The sequence below is a fragment of the Pseudomonas sp. GW821-FHT05H12 genome (assembly GCF_059419385.1).
In genome coordinates, this window is the sequence record NZ_JBWKRS010000031.1 from 58,302 (window position 1) to 74,037 (window position 15,736).

Genomic DNA, 15,736 nt, shown 5'->3' on the forward strand with positions numbered 1-15,736 from the left:
TAATAAAGGAGATTCACCCCATGAGGAAATCGCTACTCGTCTTGCTGCTGTGGGCCCCCTTCGCCATGGCCCTGCTGCCCCCGCCCGCCCAGCGTCTGGATCAAGCGACGCAACAGGCGATCCAACGCTTCCTGCTGCACAACCGCATTCTCGATACCCCGCAGGATTTGGACAACGCACCGTATATCGTCGCCGCAGACGCCGGCCGCGTCCTGGGCGCCCATGACGAACCCGTGCATGCCCGGGGCCAACTGGACCCGGCCCTGCCCAGCTACGGGATCTTTCGCCGGGGCAAGACCTACACCGACCCCGACACTCAGGAGCTGCTGGGTGTAAACGCCGATGACATCGGCACCGCCCGCTTTGTGACAGCAGGCGACGTCACCACCCTGGCGGTGCAGCGGGTGACACAGGAGGTGCGCCCCGGCGACCGATTGCTGAGAACCGAAGCCCCCATTGCGTTGGCAGATCTTGAAGTCGCGCAACGTGCGCCCTTCATCCAAGGAAAAATCATCGATATCCCCAAGGGCGTGACCCAGATCGGCGTGCTGGATGCCGTCACCTTGAACAAGGGCCGTCGTGATGGCCTGGTCGAAGGCCAGCTGCTTACGGTGATCAAGGCTGGCGCCACCGTACGCGACAGCCTCACGGGCGCTCCGGTGAAGCTCCCCGACGAACGCGCTGGCACCCTGCTGGTGTTTCGTACCTATGAAAAGCTCAGTTACGGCCTGGTACTCAAGGCCTCACGACCCTTGGCGGTCATGGACCGTTTCGAGACTGCCCATCAAACACAATAAATAGCCTGCTAAATAAGTTACCAACAGAGTTATCCACAGCTTGTTCCGGTCAAGGATGATCAGATGTATCCGATAAACAGCCATGAAATTTCCCCATCAGAACTGGAAGCCCGACTACGCTTGCACAGGCTGCCGGAATTGGGTCCGAAGCGTTTTCGCCTGTTGATCGAAGCGTTCGGCTCGGCCTCAAAGGCGATCAGCGCACCGGCCAGTGCCTGGCGCTCCCTCGGGTTGCCCGCGATCAGTGCAGAGGCACGGCGCAGCCATGAAATACGCGACGGTGCCAGTGCCGCATTGGCCTGGCTGGGCCGCCCGGCCCAGCATTTGCTGATGTGGGACCACCCTGACTACCCGGCACTGCTCGCTCAGATCGACGACGCGCCGCCGCTTTTATTCGTGGCCGGCAACCCCGCCATCCTCGAAAAACCGCAGTTGGCGATGGTTGGCAGCCGCCGTGCTTCTCGCCCTGGCATGGACACGGCCGCCGCGTTTTCCCGCAGCCTGGCGAGTGCCGGTTTTGTGATTACCAGCGGGTTGGCGCTGGGCATCGACGGTGCTGCCCACCAAGCGGCATTGGATGTCGGAGGGCATACCATCGGCGTGCTTGGCACCGGGCTGGAAAATTTTTATCCACAGCGCCACAGGAGACTGGCTGACGCGATGATTGCCCAGGGCAGCGCCGTGGTTTCCGAGTTTCCGCTGGATGCCGCACCCCAGGCTGGCAACTTTCCACGGCGCAATCGGATCATCAGCGGCTTGTCCCTGGGTGTGCTGGTGGTGGAGGCCAGCATGGCCAGCGGTTCGTTGATCACCGCGAAGCTGGCAGCCGAGCAAGGGCGCGAGGTGTATGCGATTCCGGGCTCCATTCATCATCCTGGGGCCAAGGGCTGCCATCAGTTGATCCGCGAGGGGGCGGTGCTGGTGGAAACCATCGAGCACATTCTTGAAGGGTTGCGCGGCTGGCAGGCGCTGTCCCGCCCGGCGCCAGTGCCGGTGACCCATCCACTGGTGGCCCTGTTGCACGCTGCGCCCCATACCAGCGAAGCCTTGGCGATGGCCAGCGGGCGGCCTTTGTCCCAGGTGTTGGCAACCCTTACGGAACTGGAGCTGGAAGGCCAGGTGATCTGTGAAAGCGGACGCTGGCTGGCGCGCTGTGCGCTTTTGTAGGGATGGGTTTTGTAACGAAGATCGGTAAACTGCGTAGAGCTTTAAGTCCGGAGAGTGAGCAATGGTCAACAGGTGGCGTGTGCTGGAAGCCGCACGAGAAATTCGCGCAGGCGCGGTGATTGCCTATCCGACCGAAGCGGTCTGGGGCCTGGGCTGCGACCCGTGGAATGAAGAAGCGGTGGACCGGTTGCTGGCGATCAAGAATCGCTCGGTGGACAAGGGCCTGATCCTGGTGGCGGACAACATCCGCCAGTTCGACTTCCTGTTCGAAGACTTCCCGGACACCTGGATCGAACGCATGGCCAGCACCTGGCCGGGGCCGAACACTTGGTTGGTGCCCCATCAAGACTTGCTGCCCGAATGGGTGACCGGTGTGCATGACACCGTGGCCCTGCGGGTCAGCGATCACCCGCTGGTGCGGGATTTGTGTTCGTTGGTCGGGCCGCTGATTTCGACGTCGGCCAACCCCCAGGGGCGGCCGTCTGCGCGCACGCGACTTCGCGTGGAGCAGTATTTCCGTGGTCAGCTTGACCTGGTATTGGGCGGCGCATTGGGTGGGCGCAAGAACCCGAGCTTGATTCGGGATTTGGCCACGGGTGAGGTGGTGCGGCCGTCTTGAGACCGAGGCGCGGCCATCGCGGGCAAGCCCGGCTCCCACATTTGACCGTGTTGTGATGAACGACACTGATCAAATGTGGGAGCGGGCTTGCCCGCGATGAGGCCCTCACAGACGCCGAAAACCCATGGTGTTAAGGCAACAGAATGGTCGACCCCGTCGTCCGCCGTCCCGACAACTCCGTCTGCGCCTTCGCCGCATCCGCCAGCGCATACCGCTGGTTGATATCGATGCGCACCTTGCCGCTCTTGATCATCGAGAACAGATCATCGGCCATCGCCTGCAGGTTTTCCGGGTTATTCGCGTAGGTCGCCAGGGTCGGGCGCGTCACATACAACGAGCCTTTCGCCGCCAGGATCCCCAGGTTCACCCCGTCGACCGCACCCGACGCATTGCCAAAACTCACCACCAACCCACGGGGTGCCACGCTGTCCAGCGAGGTCAGCCAGGTGTCTTTACCGACGCCGTCATACACCACCGGGACTTTCTTGCCGTCGGTCAATTCCAGCACGCGCTGTGCGACGTTTTCCTTGCTGTAGTCGATGGTTTCCCAGGCGCCCAGGGATTTGGCCAGCGCGGCTTTTTCCGGCGAGCTGACGGTACCGATCAGCTTCACGCCCAGCGCCTTGGCCCATTGGCAGGCCAGGGAGCCCACGCCACCGGCAGCGGCGTGGAACAGGATGGTTTCACCGCCCTTCAACTCATAGGTCTGGCGCAGCAGGTACTGCACGGTCAGGCCCTTGAGCATGGCGCCAGCGGCTTGTTCGAAGCTGATGTCGTCTGGCAGGTGCACCAGGTTGGCGGCAGGCAGCACGTGCAGTTGGCTGTAGGCTCCCAGTGGGCCACTGCCGTAGGCCACGCGGTCGCCGACCTTGAATTGGGTGACTTCGCTGCCGACCGCATCGACCACACCGGCGCCTTCTGCGCCCAGCCCCGACGGCAAGGCGGGCGGTGCGTACAGGCCGCTGCGGAAATAGGTGTCGATGAAGTTCAGGCCGATGGCCTCATTACGCACGCGAACCTGCTGTGGGCCAGGCTCCGCTGGGGTGTAGTCCACATATTCAAGGACTTCGGGGCCGCCATGGGCACTGAACTGGATACGTTTGGCCATCTGCACTTCTCCTGGGTTCGAATTCGCGTAGCCCCCTATCGGACTCCTAAGCTTGATCTTCGTCAACTGCGGCACAGCGGGGTGCGGTGGTATCCTGTGCGCCCATTTGCCGCCGACGCCCAATGGCCTCGCGTAGCTTTGCCCGATTCAAGGTGATGCCATGACTACCCGCACCGAGGCTGTAAAGGCCTACCTGCTTGACCTGCAAGACCGCATTTGCAGCGCCCTGGAAACCTTCGAGACGGACACTCGCTTTATCGAAGACGCCTGGACCCGGCCTGCCGGTGGCGGTGGTCGCACCCGCGTGATCGCAGACGGTTCGGTGATCGAAAAAGGCGGCGTTAACTTTTCCCACGTGTTTGGCAGCGGTCTCCCACCGTCTGCCAGTGCCCATCGCCCCGAGTTGGCCGGCCGTGGTTTCGAAGCCTTGGGCGTATCGCTGGTGATCCACCCGCATAACCCGCACATTCCTACTTCCCACGCCAACGTGCGCTTTTTCATCGCCGAAAAAGAAGGCGAAGAGCCGGTGTGGTGGTTCGGTGGCGGCTTCGACCTCACGCCCTACTACGGCAACGAAGAAGACTGCATTCACTGGCACCGCGTAGCCGAGCAGGCTTGTGCGCCTTTCGGCCCGGACGTGTATTCGCGCTACAAGGCCTGGTGTGACACCTACTTCCACATCAAGCACCGCAACGAACCGCGTGGCATCGGCGGCCTGTTCTTCGACGACTTGAACGAGTGGGACTTCGACACCTGCTTCGCCTTCATCCGCGCCATCGGCGACGCCTACATCGACGCCTACCTGCCGATCGTGCAGCGCCGCAAGGCCACGCCCTATACCGAGCAGCAGCGCGAGTTCCAGGAGTTCCGCCGTGGCCGCTACGTGGAATTCAACCTGGTCTACGACCGTGGCACGTTGTTCGGCCTGCAATCGGGCGGGCGCACCGAGTCGATCCTGATGTCGCTGCCGCCGCAAGTGCGCTGGAGCTACGACTGGAAAGCCGAAGCCGGCAGCGAAGAAGCACGTCTCACCGACTACTTCCTGCAAGACCGTGACTGGCTGGGCCTCGCCGCGCCTAAGGCGGCTGTCTGATGGACCGTTATGTCGTGTTCGGCAACCCCATCGGCCACAGCAAGTCGCCGCTGATCCACCGAATGTTCGCCGAGCAAACCGGCGAGCAACTGGACTACAGCACCTTGCTGGCGCCGCTGGAGGATTTCACCGGGTGTGCCCGTGCTTTTTTTGCGCAAGGCCGTGGCGCCAACGTCACCGTGCCGTTCAAGGAAGAGGCCTACCGCCTGGCCCACACCCTCACCGAACGTGCCCAACGCGCTGGCGCGGTGAACACCCTGAGCAAGCTGGCCGATGGCAGCCTGTTGGGCGATAACACCGACGGTGCCGGCCTGGTGCGCGACCTCACGGTGAATGCCGGGTTGAGCCTGCAAGGCAAACGCATCCTGTTGCTGGGCGCCGGTGGCGCGGTACGTGGCGCGCTGGAACCGTTGCTGGCCGAGCAGCCGGCTTCGCTGATCATCGCCAACCGCACCGTGGAAAAGGCCGAAATGCTCGCTGAGCTGTTCGACGACCTGGGCCCGGTGTCTGCCAGCGGTTTCGACTGGTTGCGTGAGCCGGTGGACGTGATCATCAACGCCACCTCCGCCAGCTTGTCAGGCGATGTACCGCCGATTGCAGGCAGCCTGATCGAACCGGGCAAGACCTTTTGCTACGACATGATGTACGCCAAGGAACCGACGGCGTTTTGCCGCTGGGCCACTGAACAAGGCGCAGCCGTGGCAATGGATGGCCTGGGCATGCTGGTGGAACAGGCGGCGGAAGCCTTCTTCCTGTGGCGCGGTGTGCGCCCGGAATCGGCGCCGGTGTTGGCCGAGCTGCGCCGCCAGTTGATTCAAGCCTTGTGAAGACCCCTGTGGGAGCTGGCTTGCCTGCGATAGCGGTATGTCAGGTACACGTCTGTTGGTTGACCCACCGCAATCGCAGGCAAGCCAGCTCCCACAGGTTTAACCGGGTTCAGTCTTCGAAATGGAGGGGGCACTTGTCGGCCCCTTCCAGCTTTTTCAGCTCTTCCACCACCTGTGGCCGTGCCCGCCGCAACGTCAGGCTGCGCCCCAGCCCACGCAACCGTCGCGCCTCCTGGTGCAGCATCTCCACGCCGGAGTAATCGATAAAGTTGATCTGCTGCGCCTCAATCACCACCCGCTCACCCTGCAGGCTTTGCAGGCGCACTTGCAGGTAATGGCTGGCGCCGAAGAAGATCGACCCCCCTACCCGCAGCACATCCTCATTGCCGTCACGCCATTGCTGCACGCGCGGTTGCGAGGTGCGCTTCAGGTAGAAAAACAGCGACGCCAGCACCCCGGCGTAGATTGCGGTTTGCAGCTCCAGCAGCAAGGTGGCGACGCAGGTCAGGCTCATCACCACAAACTCGGCGCGACTGACGCGGAATAAGGCGCGAATGCCGCGACGGTCCACCAGCCCCCAACTGATCAGCAAGATGCTGGCAGCCATGCTCGGGATCGGAATGTGGGCGATCAACGCCGCGCCAAACAACGCAAACAGCGCCACCCACAAGGCAGAAAACACCCCGGCCAACGGTGAACAGGCGCCCGCTTCATAGCTTAAGCCCGAGCGGGTAAACGAACCGGCTGACAAATACCCGGAGAAAAATCCGCCAACGATGTTGGATAAACCCTGCGCACGCACTTCCTGGTTGGCGTCGAGCAATTGCTGCGAACGCGCCGACAGCGAGCGGGCGATCGACAGACTGGTGACCAGCCCCAGCATGCCCACCGCCACGGCGCTCGGCAGCAGGCGCAGGATCACGTCCAGGTCCATGGGCAATGGGCTGAACGGCGGCAGCTTGCCGATAAACGAACTGACCAGCGCCACATGCCCGAACATCGCCGGCCACAGCCACGCCGCCAGGCTGCCGAGGGCCAGGGCGATCAACAGGGTTGGCCAGCGTGGAACGAGGTATTTGAGCAACGCGCCCACCAGCAACGTGCCAACTCCGAGGATGAGTGAAGCATGGTCCCATTCGCCGCTGTGATGGATCAGTGCCAGCAGGCTGTTGATTGCTGTGGCCTGGCTCGGCAAATCCAGCCCCAGCAGATTGGGAAATTGTCCGAGCGCAATCACCACGGCCGCACCCAGGGTGAAACCGAGCACCACCGAATGGGAGACAAAATTCACCAGCGCGCCAAAGCGCAGCATGCCCAGCAGCCACTGGAAAACCCCGGCGAGGAATGTGAGCAACAGGATCAAGGTGATGTAGTCCTGTGACCCCGGCACGGCCAGCGGGCTGACGCTGGCGTAGAGCACGATGGAAATCGCCGCCGTGGGACCACAGATCAGGTGCCACGACGAACCCCAGAGGCACGCGATCAGCACCGGGATGATGGCGGCGTACAAGCCATATTCGGGTGGGAGACCGGCGATCAATGCGTAGGCAATCGACTGCGGCAGGGCGAGCACCGCGCCGCTGAGGCCGACGATTGCGTCCCGGCCCACGCTGGCGCGGGTTTGGCGGGGGAGCCAGCTGAGGAAGGGGAAAAGTGTGTGGCGGTTGAGCCGGGGCATCAGGGTCTCGGTTTGAGGGTTTTACGCAGAATATCAGCACGCACTGGCCCCTGTGGGAGCTGGCTTGCCTGCGATGCAGACACCGCGGTACTTCAGGTACACACAGGTGATCCTATCGCAGGCAAGCCAGCTCCCACACAAGCCAGTTTCCACAAGGCTTAGAGTTTTGCTTTAACTGCGGGCAATGCATCCTTGCCATCCACGGTCTTCACCCCCTCCAACCATTTATCCAACACCGCCGGATTCGCCTTGATCCACGCCTTCGCCGCATCGGCATTGCTGACCTTGTTGTTCGCCACCTCGGCCATGATGCTGTTCTCCATGTCCTGGGTGAAACTCAGGTTGGTCAACAGTTTGCCAACGTTCGGGCAGGCCTGTGCATAACCCTTGCGGGTTAAGGTGTACACGCTGCCTTTGTCACCAAAGTACTTCTCGCCACCGGTGAGGTAGTGCATTTTCAACTGCACGTTCATCGGGTGCGGCGTCCAGCCTAGGAAGGTGACGAACTTCTGCTTCTTCACCGCCCGCGATACTTCGGCGAGCATCGCCTGTTCACTGGATTCAATCAGCTTCCACTGGCCCAGCTCGAAGTCGTTCTTCTTGATGATGTCCTGCAGCGAGATATTTGCCGGCGCGCCGGAGCCGATGCCGTAGATTTTCTTGTCGAACTTGTCGGCGAATTTGTTCAGGTCGGCAAAATCGTGCACGCCGGCGTCCCACACGTAGTCGGGCACGGCGAGGGTGAACTCGGTGCCGTCGAGGTTCTTCGCCAGTTGCACCACATCGCCGTTGGCCACGAATTTGTCGTAGAAGCCCTGCTGCGCCGGCATCCAGTTGCCCAGGAACACATCCACCTGGCCGTCCTTGAGCCCGCCAAAGGTGATCGGCACCGCCAGAGTATCGACCTTGGCCTTGTAGCCCATGCCCGTCAGCAGAAAACCGGTGATGGCGTTGGTGGCTGCGATATCGCTCCAGCCCGGATCGGCCATTTTCACTGTGTCACAACTGGTATCTGCGTACACATTGGCGCTGCTCAACGCCAGGGCTGCGAGTATCACCGTCAACTTTTGCATGGCCTTCCCTCTGTCTATTTATTGGTTTTGGCAGGGTTGTGGATAACGTGCCTTGCGCTCCAGGTCGTCGAGGTCGATATGGTTGCGCATGTATTGCTGACTGGCGTCGACCAGTGGCTGGTGGTCCCAGCTCTTCAGCTTTCCTTCGGTCAGTGCTTCAAACACCAGGCGCCTGCGGCGTTGGCTGGCGAGCACCTGCTGGTGGACCGCCGGGATGTCCCATTTGGCTCGCGCCTCTTCTAAAAACGCCTCGAACAGTGCCCGGTGTTCCGGTGACTGGCTGAGGTTCTCCCGCTCGTGCGGGTCGTTGTGTACATCGAACAGTAGACAAGGGTCGTCTTCGCTGTAGATGAGTTTGTAGGCGCCACGGCGAATCATCATCAGCGGGCTGATGGTGCCTTCGGCCATGTATTCGCCAAATACCTCGTCATGCCCGCCCTGCCCTTGCAGGTGTGGCACCAACGAACGGCCGTCCAGCGGCAGGCGAGGGTCCAGCTCGCCACCGGCCAGTTCCACCAGCGTCGGCAACAGGTCAGCGGTGGACACGGCTTTGCCCACACGGCCCGCCGCAAATTGCCCTGGCGCACTCACCAGCAGCGGCACGCGGGCGGCCATTTCAAACCAGTGCATCTTGTACCAGAGGCCGCGCTCGCCAAGCATGTCGCCGTGGTCGCCGGAGAAGATGATGATCGTATCGTCCGCCAGGCCTGTGTCTTCCAGGGTTTGCAGCAGCTTGCCGACATTGCTGTCGATGTAGCTGCAGGCGCCGAAATAGGCACGGCGGGCATCGCGGATCTTGTCCACCGGCAGCGGTTTGTTCCACAGGTCGTAGACCTTGAGCAGGCGCTGGGAATGCGGGTCCAGATCGGCCTGTGCGGGCGTCGTAGGCAACGGGATATCGCCGTCGTCGTACAGGTCCCAAAACGGCTTGGGAATGGTGTACGGATCGTGGGGATGAGTCATGGAAACAGTCAGGCAGAAAGGCCGCTCGCCGTCTTCGCGGATATGGTCGAACAGATACTGCTGGGCTTTGAACACCACCTCTTCGTCGAAATCCAGCTGGTTGGTGCGCACGCACGGGCCAGCCTGCAACACCGAGGACATGTTGTGGTACCAACTGGGGCGCACGTCCGGCTCATCCCAGTTCACCGCCCAGCCATAGTCGGCGGGGTAGATGTCGCTGGTTAGGCGTTCTTCGTAACCGTGCAACTGGTCGGGGCCACAGAAGTGCATCTTGCCCGACAGCGCGGTGCGGTAGCCGAGGCGGCGCAGGTAGTGGGCGTAGGTGGGCACATCGGCGGGGAAGTCGGCCGCGTTGTCGTAGGCGCCGATCTTGCTCGGCAATTGGCCGCTCACCAGGGTGAAGCGCGAGGGCGCGCACAACGGGCTGTTGCAATAGGCGGCGTCGAACACCACGCCTTGCGCGGCGAGGCGGCTGAGGTTGGGCAACTTGATGGGGGAAGAGCCGTAGAACGGAAGCAACGGCGCGGCCATTTGATCGGCCATGATGAAAAGAATGTTCTTGCGCTTCATGATCTATCGGCATTCCATAGGTGGTGTTTATGCGAATGAGCATGCAGCCCATGAAAAGTGGGGTAAAGCCCATGAAAAGCAATGTCTAGGATAAGCACAGCTTATGTATGAAGCCCTCGGCGATTTATCCCTCGATTTGCTGCGCGCGTTCGAAGCGGCGGCGCGTCATCGCAGCTTTACGGCGGCGGCAATGGAGCTTGGCACCACCCAGCCGGCCATCAGCCAGCAGATCAAGCGTCTGGAAGAACAGTTGGCGATCCGCCTGTTTGATCGCATCTATCGCGGCATCGAACTGACCGACGCCGGCGCGTTGCTGTTCGAGCATGTGCAAGGCGGCTTGCAGGGGATCAACCAAGGCCTGAGCCTCATCACCCAACAGGATCAGCATGAAGTGCTGCAAGTCGCCACCGACTTCGCCTTCGCCGCCTATTGGCTGATGCCGCGCTTGCACCGTTTTCATGCGGCCAACCCCCAGGTGGATGTGAGCCTGGTGACCAGCGAGCGCAACCATGCCACCTTGCGCAGCGATATCGACGTGGCGGTGCTGTTTGGCGATGGCCGCTTCAAACAGGGCGACAGCCTGTGGCTGTTCAATGAGGAAGTGTTCCCGGTGTGCAGCCCGCAGTGGCTCAAGGAACAGACCTCCGCACTGACTGTGCAAAATTTGCACGATTTTCCTCTGCTGCACCTGCGCCAGGAAAACAACAGCCAGTGGTTCGACTGGGCTGGCGTGTTTCGTGAACTGGGCATCAGTGCCGCGCCCACTCCGGGCCAACTGCGTTTCGACAACTACACCTTGCTGATCCAGGCGGCGATTGCCGGCCAGGGCGTGGCCGTCGGTTGGCGCCACCTGGTGGATAACCTGCTGGAACAGAACTGGCTGTGCCGTCCGATCAGCGACACGGTGATCTCACGCTACGGCTATTACGTGGTGCAGCCGCAGCGTAAACGCCGGGGGCAGTTGGTCGAGCGTTTTGTCGACTGGTTGGTCGCCGAACAAGCCAGCAGCGCGCAGTCTCTGACCGGGCTGGCCCTGCCGTCCATTGCGGTCTAGCATCTGGCGCATAGTGGATTCGGAGTCCGTCATGCAACGTATCAAGGGCTATCACGCCCATATCTATTTCGATGCCAGCACCATTGATCAGGCGCGCACCTTGTGCGAAGACGCCGCCAAACTCTTCCCATTGCGCATGGGGCGCGTCCACGAACGACCGGTGGGCCCGCACCCGGATTGGAGCTGCCAATTGGCCTTCGACCCTGAGTACATCGGTGTGGTGCTGCCGTGGTTGGTGATCCATCGCAATGGCCTGGTGGTGTTCCTGCATCCCGAAACCGGCGATGACCTGAAAGATCACACAGACTATGCCGTCTGGATGGGGGCAATGCGGGAGCTGAACCTGTCAGCCTTTTCTTAAAAGGCATCCCTAAATATGGGATTGATATTTATATATTGAGACTTGCGTTCGCGTAGGTTTATATTCGCTGCATCCGCTCAAAACTCAGGTGAAGCGATGCAGGCGCAATTGATCGCGCTCGATTGGGGAACCAGCTCCCTTCGTGCTTACAAACTCGGCCCGGCTGGCGTGGTGCTCGAACAGCGCTCGCTGGCGCTGGGGATCATGCACCTGCCCAGCGAACCCCGGGACATCGCCGGCGTACGCTGCAGCGATGGCTTCGAGTTGGCGTTCGATACGGCTTGCGGCGATTGGCTCGACGCACAACCCAATCTGCCGGTGATCGCCTGCGGCATGGTTGGCAGTGCCCAAGGCTGGAGCGAAGCGGCCTATCGCAATACTCCTGTCGATGTCGCCAGCCTCGGCCAAGCGCTGCACAAAGTGCGCAGCCTGCGCGGTGTGGACGTGCATATCGTGCCGGGCGTGATCGAGCAGGTCGGCTTGCCCAATGTCATGCGCGGCGAGGAAACCCAAGTGCTGGGCGTGCTGCAAGGGCTGGGCGCCCAGGTGCTGATCGGCCTGCCGGGCAGCCATTCCAAGTGGGTCGAAGTGGCCGATGGGCGCATCACCCATTTCGACACCTTCATGACCGGCGAGGTGTTTGCAGTGTTGAGCAAACACAGCCTCCTCGGGCGCACCCAGCAACCGTCTGAACACTTTCAGGCCCAAGCCTTTGATCGTGGCGTGCACGTGGCGCTTTCCAAAGACGGCCAGCGCGGCGTGCTGTCCACGTTGTTCAGTGCCCGCACCCTTGGACTCACCGGCGAACTTGCCCCTGACCAGCAGCCCGATTACCTGTCCGGTTTGCTCATCGGCCATGAACTTGCCGGCCTGCCCGACAGCGCCAAACACCAGCCGATCATCCTGGTCGGCGCCGCCCCACTGTGCGCCCGTTATCAGCGCGCCCTCGCCCTCTTCGGCTTCGCCCATGTCAGCCTGGCGCAGGAGGCCACCGAGCGCGGCCTGTGGCAACTGGCGGTGGCCGCCGGGCTTACTCAACCTGTATCGGAGGCCTGACATGCTCAAGCAAGCACTCGCGCAAAACGGTTTGATCGCCATCCTGCGCGGCATTCGCCCGGACGAAGCCGAGGCCATCGGCCACGTGCTGTACCAGGCCGGGTTTCGCGTGATTGAAGTCCCGCTGAATTCGCCCGACCCTTACACCAGCATCCGCACCCTGCGTGACAGCCTGCCCGCCGATTGCCTGATCGGTGCGGGCACGGTGTTGACGCCAGAGCAGGTTGAGCAGGTGAAGGCGGCCGGTGGCCAAGTCATCGTGATGCCCCACAGTGACGCCCAGGTGCTGCGCGCGGCGAAAGCGGCGGGCCTGTACCTGTCGCCAGGTGTGGCCACGCCGACCGAAGCCTTCGCCGCACTGGCCGAAGGGGCTGACGTATTGAAGCTGTTCCCCGCCGAGCAAATGGGCCCGGCAGTGATTAAGGCGTGGCTGGCGGTTTTACCGTCGGGCACGTTGCTGCTGCCCGTGGGCGGCATTACCCCGGACAACATGCAGGTATTTGTTGACGCCGGCGCCAAAGGGTTCGGGCTGGGTTCCGGGTTGTTCAAGCCGGGCATGACCGTGGAACAGGTCGCGAGCCGCGCCCAGGCGTATGTCGCCGCCTGGAAAGCCCTGAGCTGATTTCAAGTCTTGCGCCCACGGGCGCCGCATCGATAAGAGAGATAACAGATGAAAATCACCAAACTGACCACCTTCATCGTTCCGCCGCGCTGGTGCTTCCTCAAGGTCGAAACCGACCAGGGCGTGACTGGCTGGGGCGAACCCGTGGTCGAAGGTCGCGCTCACACGGTTGCCGCTGCCGTTGAAGAACTGTCCGACTACCTGATCGGCAAAGACCCACGCAATATCGAAGACATCTGGACGGTGCTCTATCGCGGCGGCTTCTACCGGGGCGGCGCCGTTCACATGAGCGCCCTGGCCGGTATCGACCAGGCGCTGTGGGACATCAAGGGCAAGGCCCTCGGCGTGTCGGTCAGCGACCTGCTCGGCGGGCAGGTGCGCGACAAGATCCGCGTGTATTCCTGGATCGGCGGCGACCGCCCGGCCGACACCGCCCGCGCTGCCAAAGAGGCCGTGGCTCGTGGTTTTACCGCCGTGAAAATGAACGGCACCGAAGAGCTGCAGTTCGTCGACAGCTTCGAAAAAGTCGACCTGGCCCTGGCCAACGTCGCCGCCGTGCGTGATGCGGTGGGCCCGAACGTCGGCATCGGCGTCGACTTCCATGGCCGGGTGCACAAGCCCATGGCCAAGGTGCTGATGAAGGAACTCGACCCGTACAAGCTGATGTTCATCGAAGAGCCGGTGCTCAGCGAGAACTACGAGGCGCTCAAGGAGCTGGCGCCGCTGACCAGTACGCCGATTGCCCTGGGCGAGCGCCTGTTCTCCCGTTGGGACTTCAAGCGCGTGCTCAGCGAAGGCTACGTCGACATCATCCAGCCCGACGCCTCCCATGCCGGTGGCATCACTGAAACCCGCAAGATCGCCAACATGGCCGAAGCCTACGACGTGGCCCTGGCCCTGCACTGCCCGCTGGGCCCGATCGCCCTGGCCGCGTGCCTGCAACTGGACGCGGTTTGCTACAACGCGTTCATCCAGGAGCAAAGCCTGGGCATTCACTACAACGAGAGCAACGACCTGCTCGACTATGTGCGCGACCCCGGCGTATTCGACTATGACCAAGGCTTTGTGAAGATCCCCAACGGGCCGGGCCTGGGCATCGAGATCAACGAGGAATACGTGATCGAACGCGCAGCCATCGGCCACCGCTGGCGCAACCCGATCTGGCGTCATGCCGACGGCAGTTTTGCCGAGTGGTGATTTCTCACTGACGAAATGCGGTTGAACCTGTGGGAGCTGGCTTGCCTGCGATAGCGGTGGGCCAGAGTGCACATTTGGCACTGATACACCGTTATCGCAGGCAAGCCAGCTCCCACATTTTGATGCGGTTTCTTCAGTCAGATTATTTTCCAGACCTCAATAAGCATAAAAAGAGGCAACCCCCATGCACCCTGAATCCTTCACCGGGCAGGCTTCTTTAGTCACGCCTACGAGAAAGCGCTACTTCATCATGGTGCTGCTGTTCATCACCGTGGTGATCAACTACCTCGACCGTAGCAACCTGTCGATTGCCGCCCCGGCGTTGACCAGTGAACTGGGCATCGACCCGGTGCATGTCGGGTTGATCTTCTCGGCCTTTGGCTGGACCTACGCCGCCATGCAGATCCCGGGCGGCTGGCTGGTGGACCGCGTGCCGCCGCGCATTCTCTACACGGCGGCCTTGCTGCTGTGGTCTATCGCGACCGTCATGCTCGGCTTTGCCGCCAGCTTTATCGCCCTGTTCGTGTTGCGTATGGCGGTGGGTGCATTGGAAGCGCCGGCGTATCCAATCAACAGCCGCGTGGTCACCACCTGGTTTCCCGAGCGCGAACGCGCCACGGCGATTGGCGTCTACACCTCCGGGCAGTTTGTCGGGCTGGCGTTTCTCACACCGGTGCTGGCGTGGCTGCAGCATGCCTTTGGCTGGCATATGGTGTTTGTTGTCACCGGTGGTGTCGGCATCTTGTGGGCGGTCATCTGGTACGCGGTGTACCGCGAGCCAAAAGATTTCAAAGGCGCCAACAGCGCGGAAATCGAGCTGATCCGTGAAGGCGGCGGGCTGGTGGATATGCAGGAAAAAGCCGCCAAAGCGCCGTTCAGTTGGGTCGACCTGGGGATCGTGCTGAGCAAGCGCAAGCTCTGGGGCATCTACCTGGGGCAGTTCTGCCTGAACTCGACGTTGTGGTTTTTCCTGACGTGGTTCCCGACCTACCTGGTGAAATATCGCGGCATGGACTTCATCAAGTCTGGCCTGCTGGCGTCGCTGCCGTTCCTCGCTGCGTTTGTCGGTGTGTTGTGTTCCGGGATCTTTTCCGACTGGCTGATTCGTCGCGGCGCATCGGTGGGGTTTGCGCGCAAGCTGCCGATCATTGGCGGGCTGCTGATCTCCACGGCGATCATCGGTGCCAACTATGTGGACTCGACGGCCTGGGTGATTGCCTTCCTGGCTGTGGCGTTCTTTGGTAATGGCCTGGCGTCGATCACCTGGTCGCTGGTCTCGACCCTGGCGCCGGCACGGTTGCTGGGTTTGACCGGTGGGGTGTTCAACTTCATCGGTAATCTGTCAGCCATTGCCACGCCGATCGTGATTGGCTTTTTGGCCAGCGGCGATTCGTTTGCGCCGGCGATTACCTACATCGCGGTGCTGGCATTGCTGGGTGCGCTGTCCTACGTAGTGCTCGTAGGCAAAGTCGAACGCATCGAACTCAACTAACCACCACCCAACCCTGTAGGAGCCGGGGGGGGGGGGGGGGGGGGGGGGGGGGGGGGGGG

General features: G+C 61.9%; 15 protein-coding genes. 11 read left to right on the forward strand and 4 right to left on the reverse strand.

Translation table 11 applies throughout. The features are described 5' to 3' along the window. Positions 1-20 precede the first annotated feature (20 nt). From AC07SU_RS23570 to tsaC, 3 genes are all read left to right on the forward strand, one after another. Positions 21-797, forward strand: a complete 777-nt coding sequence (locus AC07SU_RS23570) for a peptidoglycan-binding protein (protein WP_494998375.1) — start codon at positions 21-23, stop codon at positions 795-797. Positions 798-860: 63 nt separating this feature from the next. Further along, the gene (gene dprA, locus AC07SU_RS23575) at positions 861-1,964 is read left to right on the forward strand and encodes a DNA-processing protein DprA (RefSeq protein ID WP_494998376.1); all 1,104 of its coding nucleotides are present in this window, start codon (positions 861-863) and stop codon (positions 1,962-1,964) included. Between the two features lie 61 nt (positions 1,965-2,025). Next, complete coding sequence (tsaC, locus tag AC07SU_RS23580) at positions 2,026-2,583, forward strand: L-threonylcarbamoyladenylate synthase type 1 TsaC (protein ID WP_176994593.1); 558 nt, start codon at positions 2,026-2,028, stop codon at positions 2,581-2,583. A 130-nt stretch (positions 2,584-2,713) separates the two neighbouring features. Here the strand turns inward: tsaC and AC07SU_RS23585 are convergent, their stop codons facing one another. Next, positions 2,714-3,691, reverse strand: coding sequence for a quinone oxidoreductase family protein (locus tag AC07SU_RS23585; RefSeq protein ID WP_494998377.1), 978 nt, complete (start codon positions 3,689-3,691; stop codon positions 2,714-2,716). A gap of 160 nt (positions 3,692-3,851) precedes the next feature. On the opposite strand from AC07SU_RS23585, the gene hemF reads away from it, so the two are divergent. Together hemF and aroE are read left to right on the forward strand one after the other, a co-directional pair. Further along, positions 3,852-4,784: an oxygen-dependent coproporphyrinogen oxidase gene (gene hemF / locus AC07SU_RS23590; protein ID WP_176994595.1), complete on the forward strand. Its 933-nt coding sequence runs from the start codon at positions 3,852-3,854 to the stop codon at positions 4,782-4,784. Further along, complete coding sequence (aroE, locus tag AC07SU_RS23595; protein ID WP_494998378.1) at positions 4,784-5,611, forward strand: shikimate dehydrogenase; 828 nt, start codon at positions 4,784-4,786, stop codon at positions 5,609-5,611. The genes hemF and aroE overlap by 1 nt, the downstream gene beginning before the upstream one ends. Before the next feature lie 109 nt (positions 5,612-5,720). On the opposite strand, the gene AC07SU_RS23600 is transcribed toward aroE, so the two are convergent. From AC07SU_RS23600 to betC, 3 genes are all read right to left on the reverse strand, one after another. Continuing rightward, positions 5,721-7,289: a SulP family inorganic anion transporter gene (locus AC07SU_RS23600; protein WP_494998379.1), complete on the reverse strand. Its 1,569-nt coding sequence runs from the start codon at positions 7,287-7,289 to the stop codon at positions 5,721-5,723. Between the two features lie 158 nt (positions 7,290-7,447). Next, on the reverse strand, positions 7,448-8,362 hold the full coding sequence (gene choX / locus AC07SU_RS23605) for a choline ABC transporter substrate-binding protein (protein ID WP_494998380.1): 915 nt from the start codon (positions 8,360-8,362) through the stop codon (positions 7,448-7,450). Between the two features lie 18 nt (positions 8,363-8,380). After that, a complete protein-coding gene (gene betC / locus AC07SU_RS23610; protein WP_494998381.1) occupies positions 8,381-9,895 on the reverse strand; it encodes a choline-sulfatase in 1,515 nt (504 codons plus the stop codon). Positions 9,896-9,998: 103 nt separating this feature from the next. Here betC and AC07SU_RS23615 point away from each other — a divergent pair, with 103 nt between their 5' ends. The 6 genes from AC07SU_RS23615 to AC07SU_RS23640 all read left to right on the forward strand — a co-directional run bounded on the left by AC07SU_RS23615 (position 9,999) and on the right by AC07SU_RS23640 (position 15,677). After that, positions 9,999-10,949: a choline sulfate utilization transcriptional regulator gene (locus tag AC07SU_RS23615; protein WP_494998382.1), complete on the forward strand. Its 951-nt coding sequence runs from the start codon at positions 9,999-10,001 to the stop codon at positions 10,947-10,949. A 31-nt stretch (positions 10,950-10,980) separates the two neighbouring features. Continuing rightward, the gene (locus tag AC07SU_RS23620) at positions 10,981-11,310 is read left to right on the forward strand and encodes a DOPA 4,5-dioxygenase family protein (RefSeq protein ID WP_176994601.1); all 330 of its coding nucleotides are present in this window, start codon (positions 10,981-10,983) and stop codon (positions 11,308-11,310) included. Between the two features lie 96 nt (positions 11,311-11,406). Continuing rightward, positions 11,407-12,366, forward strand: coding sequence for a 2-dehydro-3-deoxygalactonokinase (locus AC07SU_RS23625; RefSeq protein ID WP_494998383.1), 960 nt, complete (start codon positions 11,407-11,409; stop codon positions 12,364-12,366). 1 nt (position 12,367) lies between these two features. Beyond that, positions 12,368-12,988 (forward strand): 2-dehydro-3-deoxy-6-phosphogalactonate aldolase, encoded by a 621-nt coding sequence (locus AC07SU_RS23630; RefSeq protein WP_494998384.1) that lies wholly within the window; start codon positions 12,368-12,370, stop codon positions 12,986-12,988. Between the two features lie 48 nt (positions 12,989-13,036). Continuing rightward, positions 13,037-14,185, forward strand: a complete 1,149-nt coding sequence (gene dgoD, locus AC07SU_RS23635) for a galactonate dehydratase (protein ID WP_003170741.1) — start codon at positions 13,037-13,039, stop codon at positions 14,183-14,185. 184 nt (positions 14,186-14,369) lie between these two features. Further along, a complete protein-coding gene (locus tag AC07SU_RS23640) occupies positions 14,370-15,677 on the forward strand; it encodes an MFS transporter (RefSeq protein WP_494998385.1) in 1,308 nt (435 codons plus the stop codon). Positions 15,678-15,736 lie beyond the last annotated feature (59 nt).

Bases quoted from the DNA above. Each gene is read 5' to 3' on its own strand.
- AC07SU_RS23570 (WP_494998375.1), top strand. From the start codon at position 21: ATGAGGAAATCGCTACTCGTCTTGCTGCTGTGGGCCCCCTTCGCCATG.
- dprA (WP_494998376.1), top strand. From the start codon at position 861: ATGTATCCGATAAACAGCCATGAAATTTCCCCATCAGAACTGGAAGCC.
- tsaC (WP_176994593.1), top strand. From the start codon at position 2,026: ATGGTCAACAGGTGGCGTGTGCTGGAAGCCGCACGAGAAATTCGCGCA.
- AC07SU_RS23585 (WP_494998377.1), bottom strand. From the start codon at position 3,691: ATGGCCAAACGTATCCAGTTCAGTGCCCATGGCGGCCCCGAAGTCCTT.
- hemF (WP_176994595.1), top strand. From the start codon at position 3,852: ATGACTACCCGCACCGAGGCTGTAAAGGCCTACCTGCTTGACCTGCAA.
- aroE (WP_494998378.1), top strand. From the start codon at position 4,784: ATGGACCGTTATGTCGTGTTCGGCAACCCCATCGGCCACAGCAAGTCG.
- AC07SU_RS23600 (WP_494998379.1), bottom strand. From the start codon at position 7,289: ATGCCCCGGCTCAACCGCCACACACTTTTCCCCTTCCTCAGCTGGCTC.
- choX (WP_494998380.1), bottom strand. From the start codon at position 8,362: ATGCAAAAGTTGACGGTGATACTCGCAGCCCTGGCGTTGAGCAGCGCC.
- betC (WP_494998381.1), bottom strand. From the start codon at position 9,895: ATGAAGCGCAAGAACATTCTTTTCATCATGGCCGATCAAATGGCCGCG.
- AC07SU_RS23615 (WP_494998382.1), top strand. From the start codon at position 9,999: ATGTATGAAGCCCTCGGCGATTTATCCCTCGATTTGCTGCGCGCGTTC.
- AC07SU_RS23620 (WP_176994601.1), top strand. From the start codon at position 10,981: ATGCAACGTATCAAGGGCTATCACGCCCATATCTATTTCGATGCCAGC.
- AC07SU_RS23625 (WP_494998383.1), top strand. From the start codon at position 11,407: ATGCAGGCGCAATTGATCGCGCTCGATTGGGGAACCAGCTCCCTTCGT.
- AC07SU_RS23630 (WP_494998384.1), top strand. From the start codon at position 12,368: ATGCTCAAGCAAGCACTCGCGCAAAACGGTTTGATCGCCATCCTGCGC.
- dgoD (WP_003170741.1), top strand. From the start codon at position 13,037: ATGAAAATCACCAAACTGACCACCTTCATCGTTCCGCCGCGCTGGTGC.
- AC07SU_RS23640 (WP_494998385.1), top strand. From the start codon at position 14,370: ATGCACCCTGAATCCTTCACCGGGCAGGCTTCTTTAGTCACGCCTACG.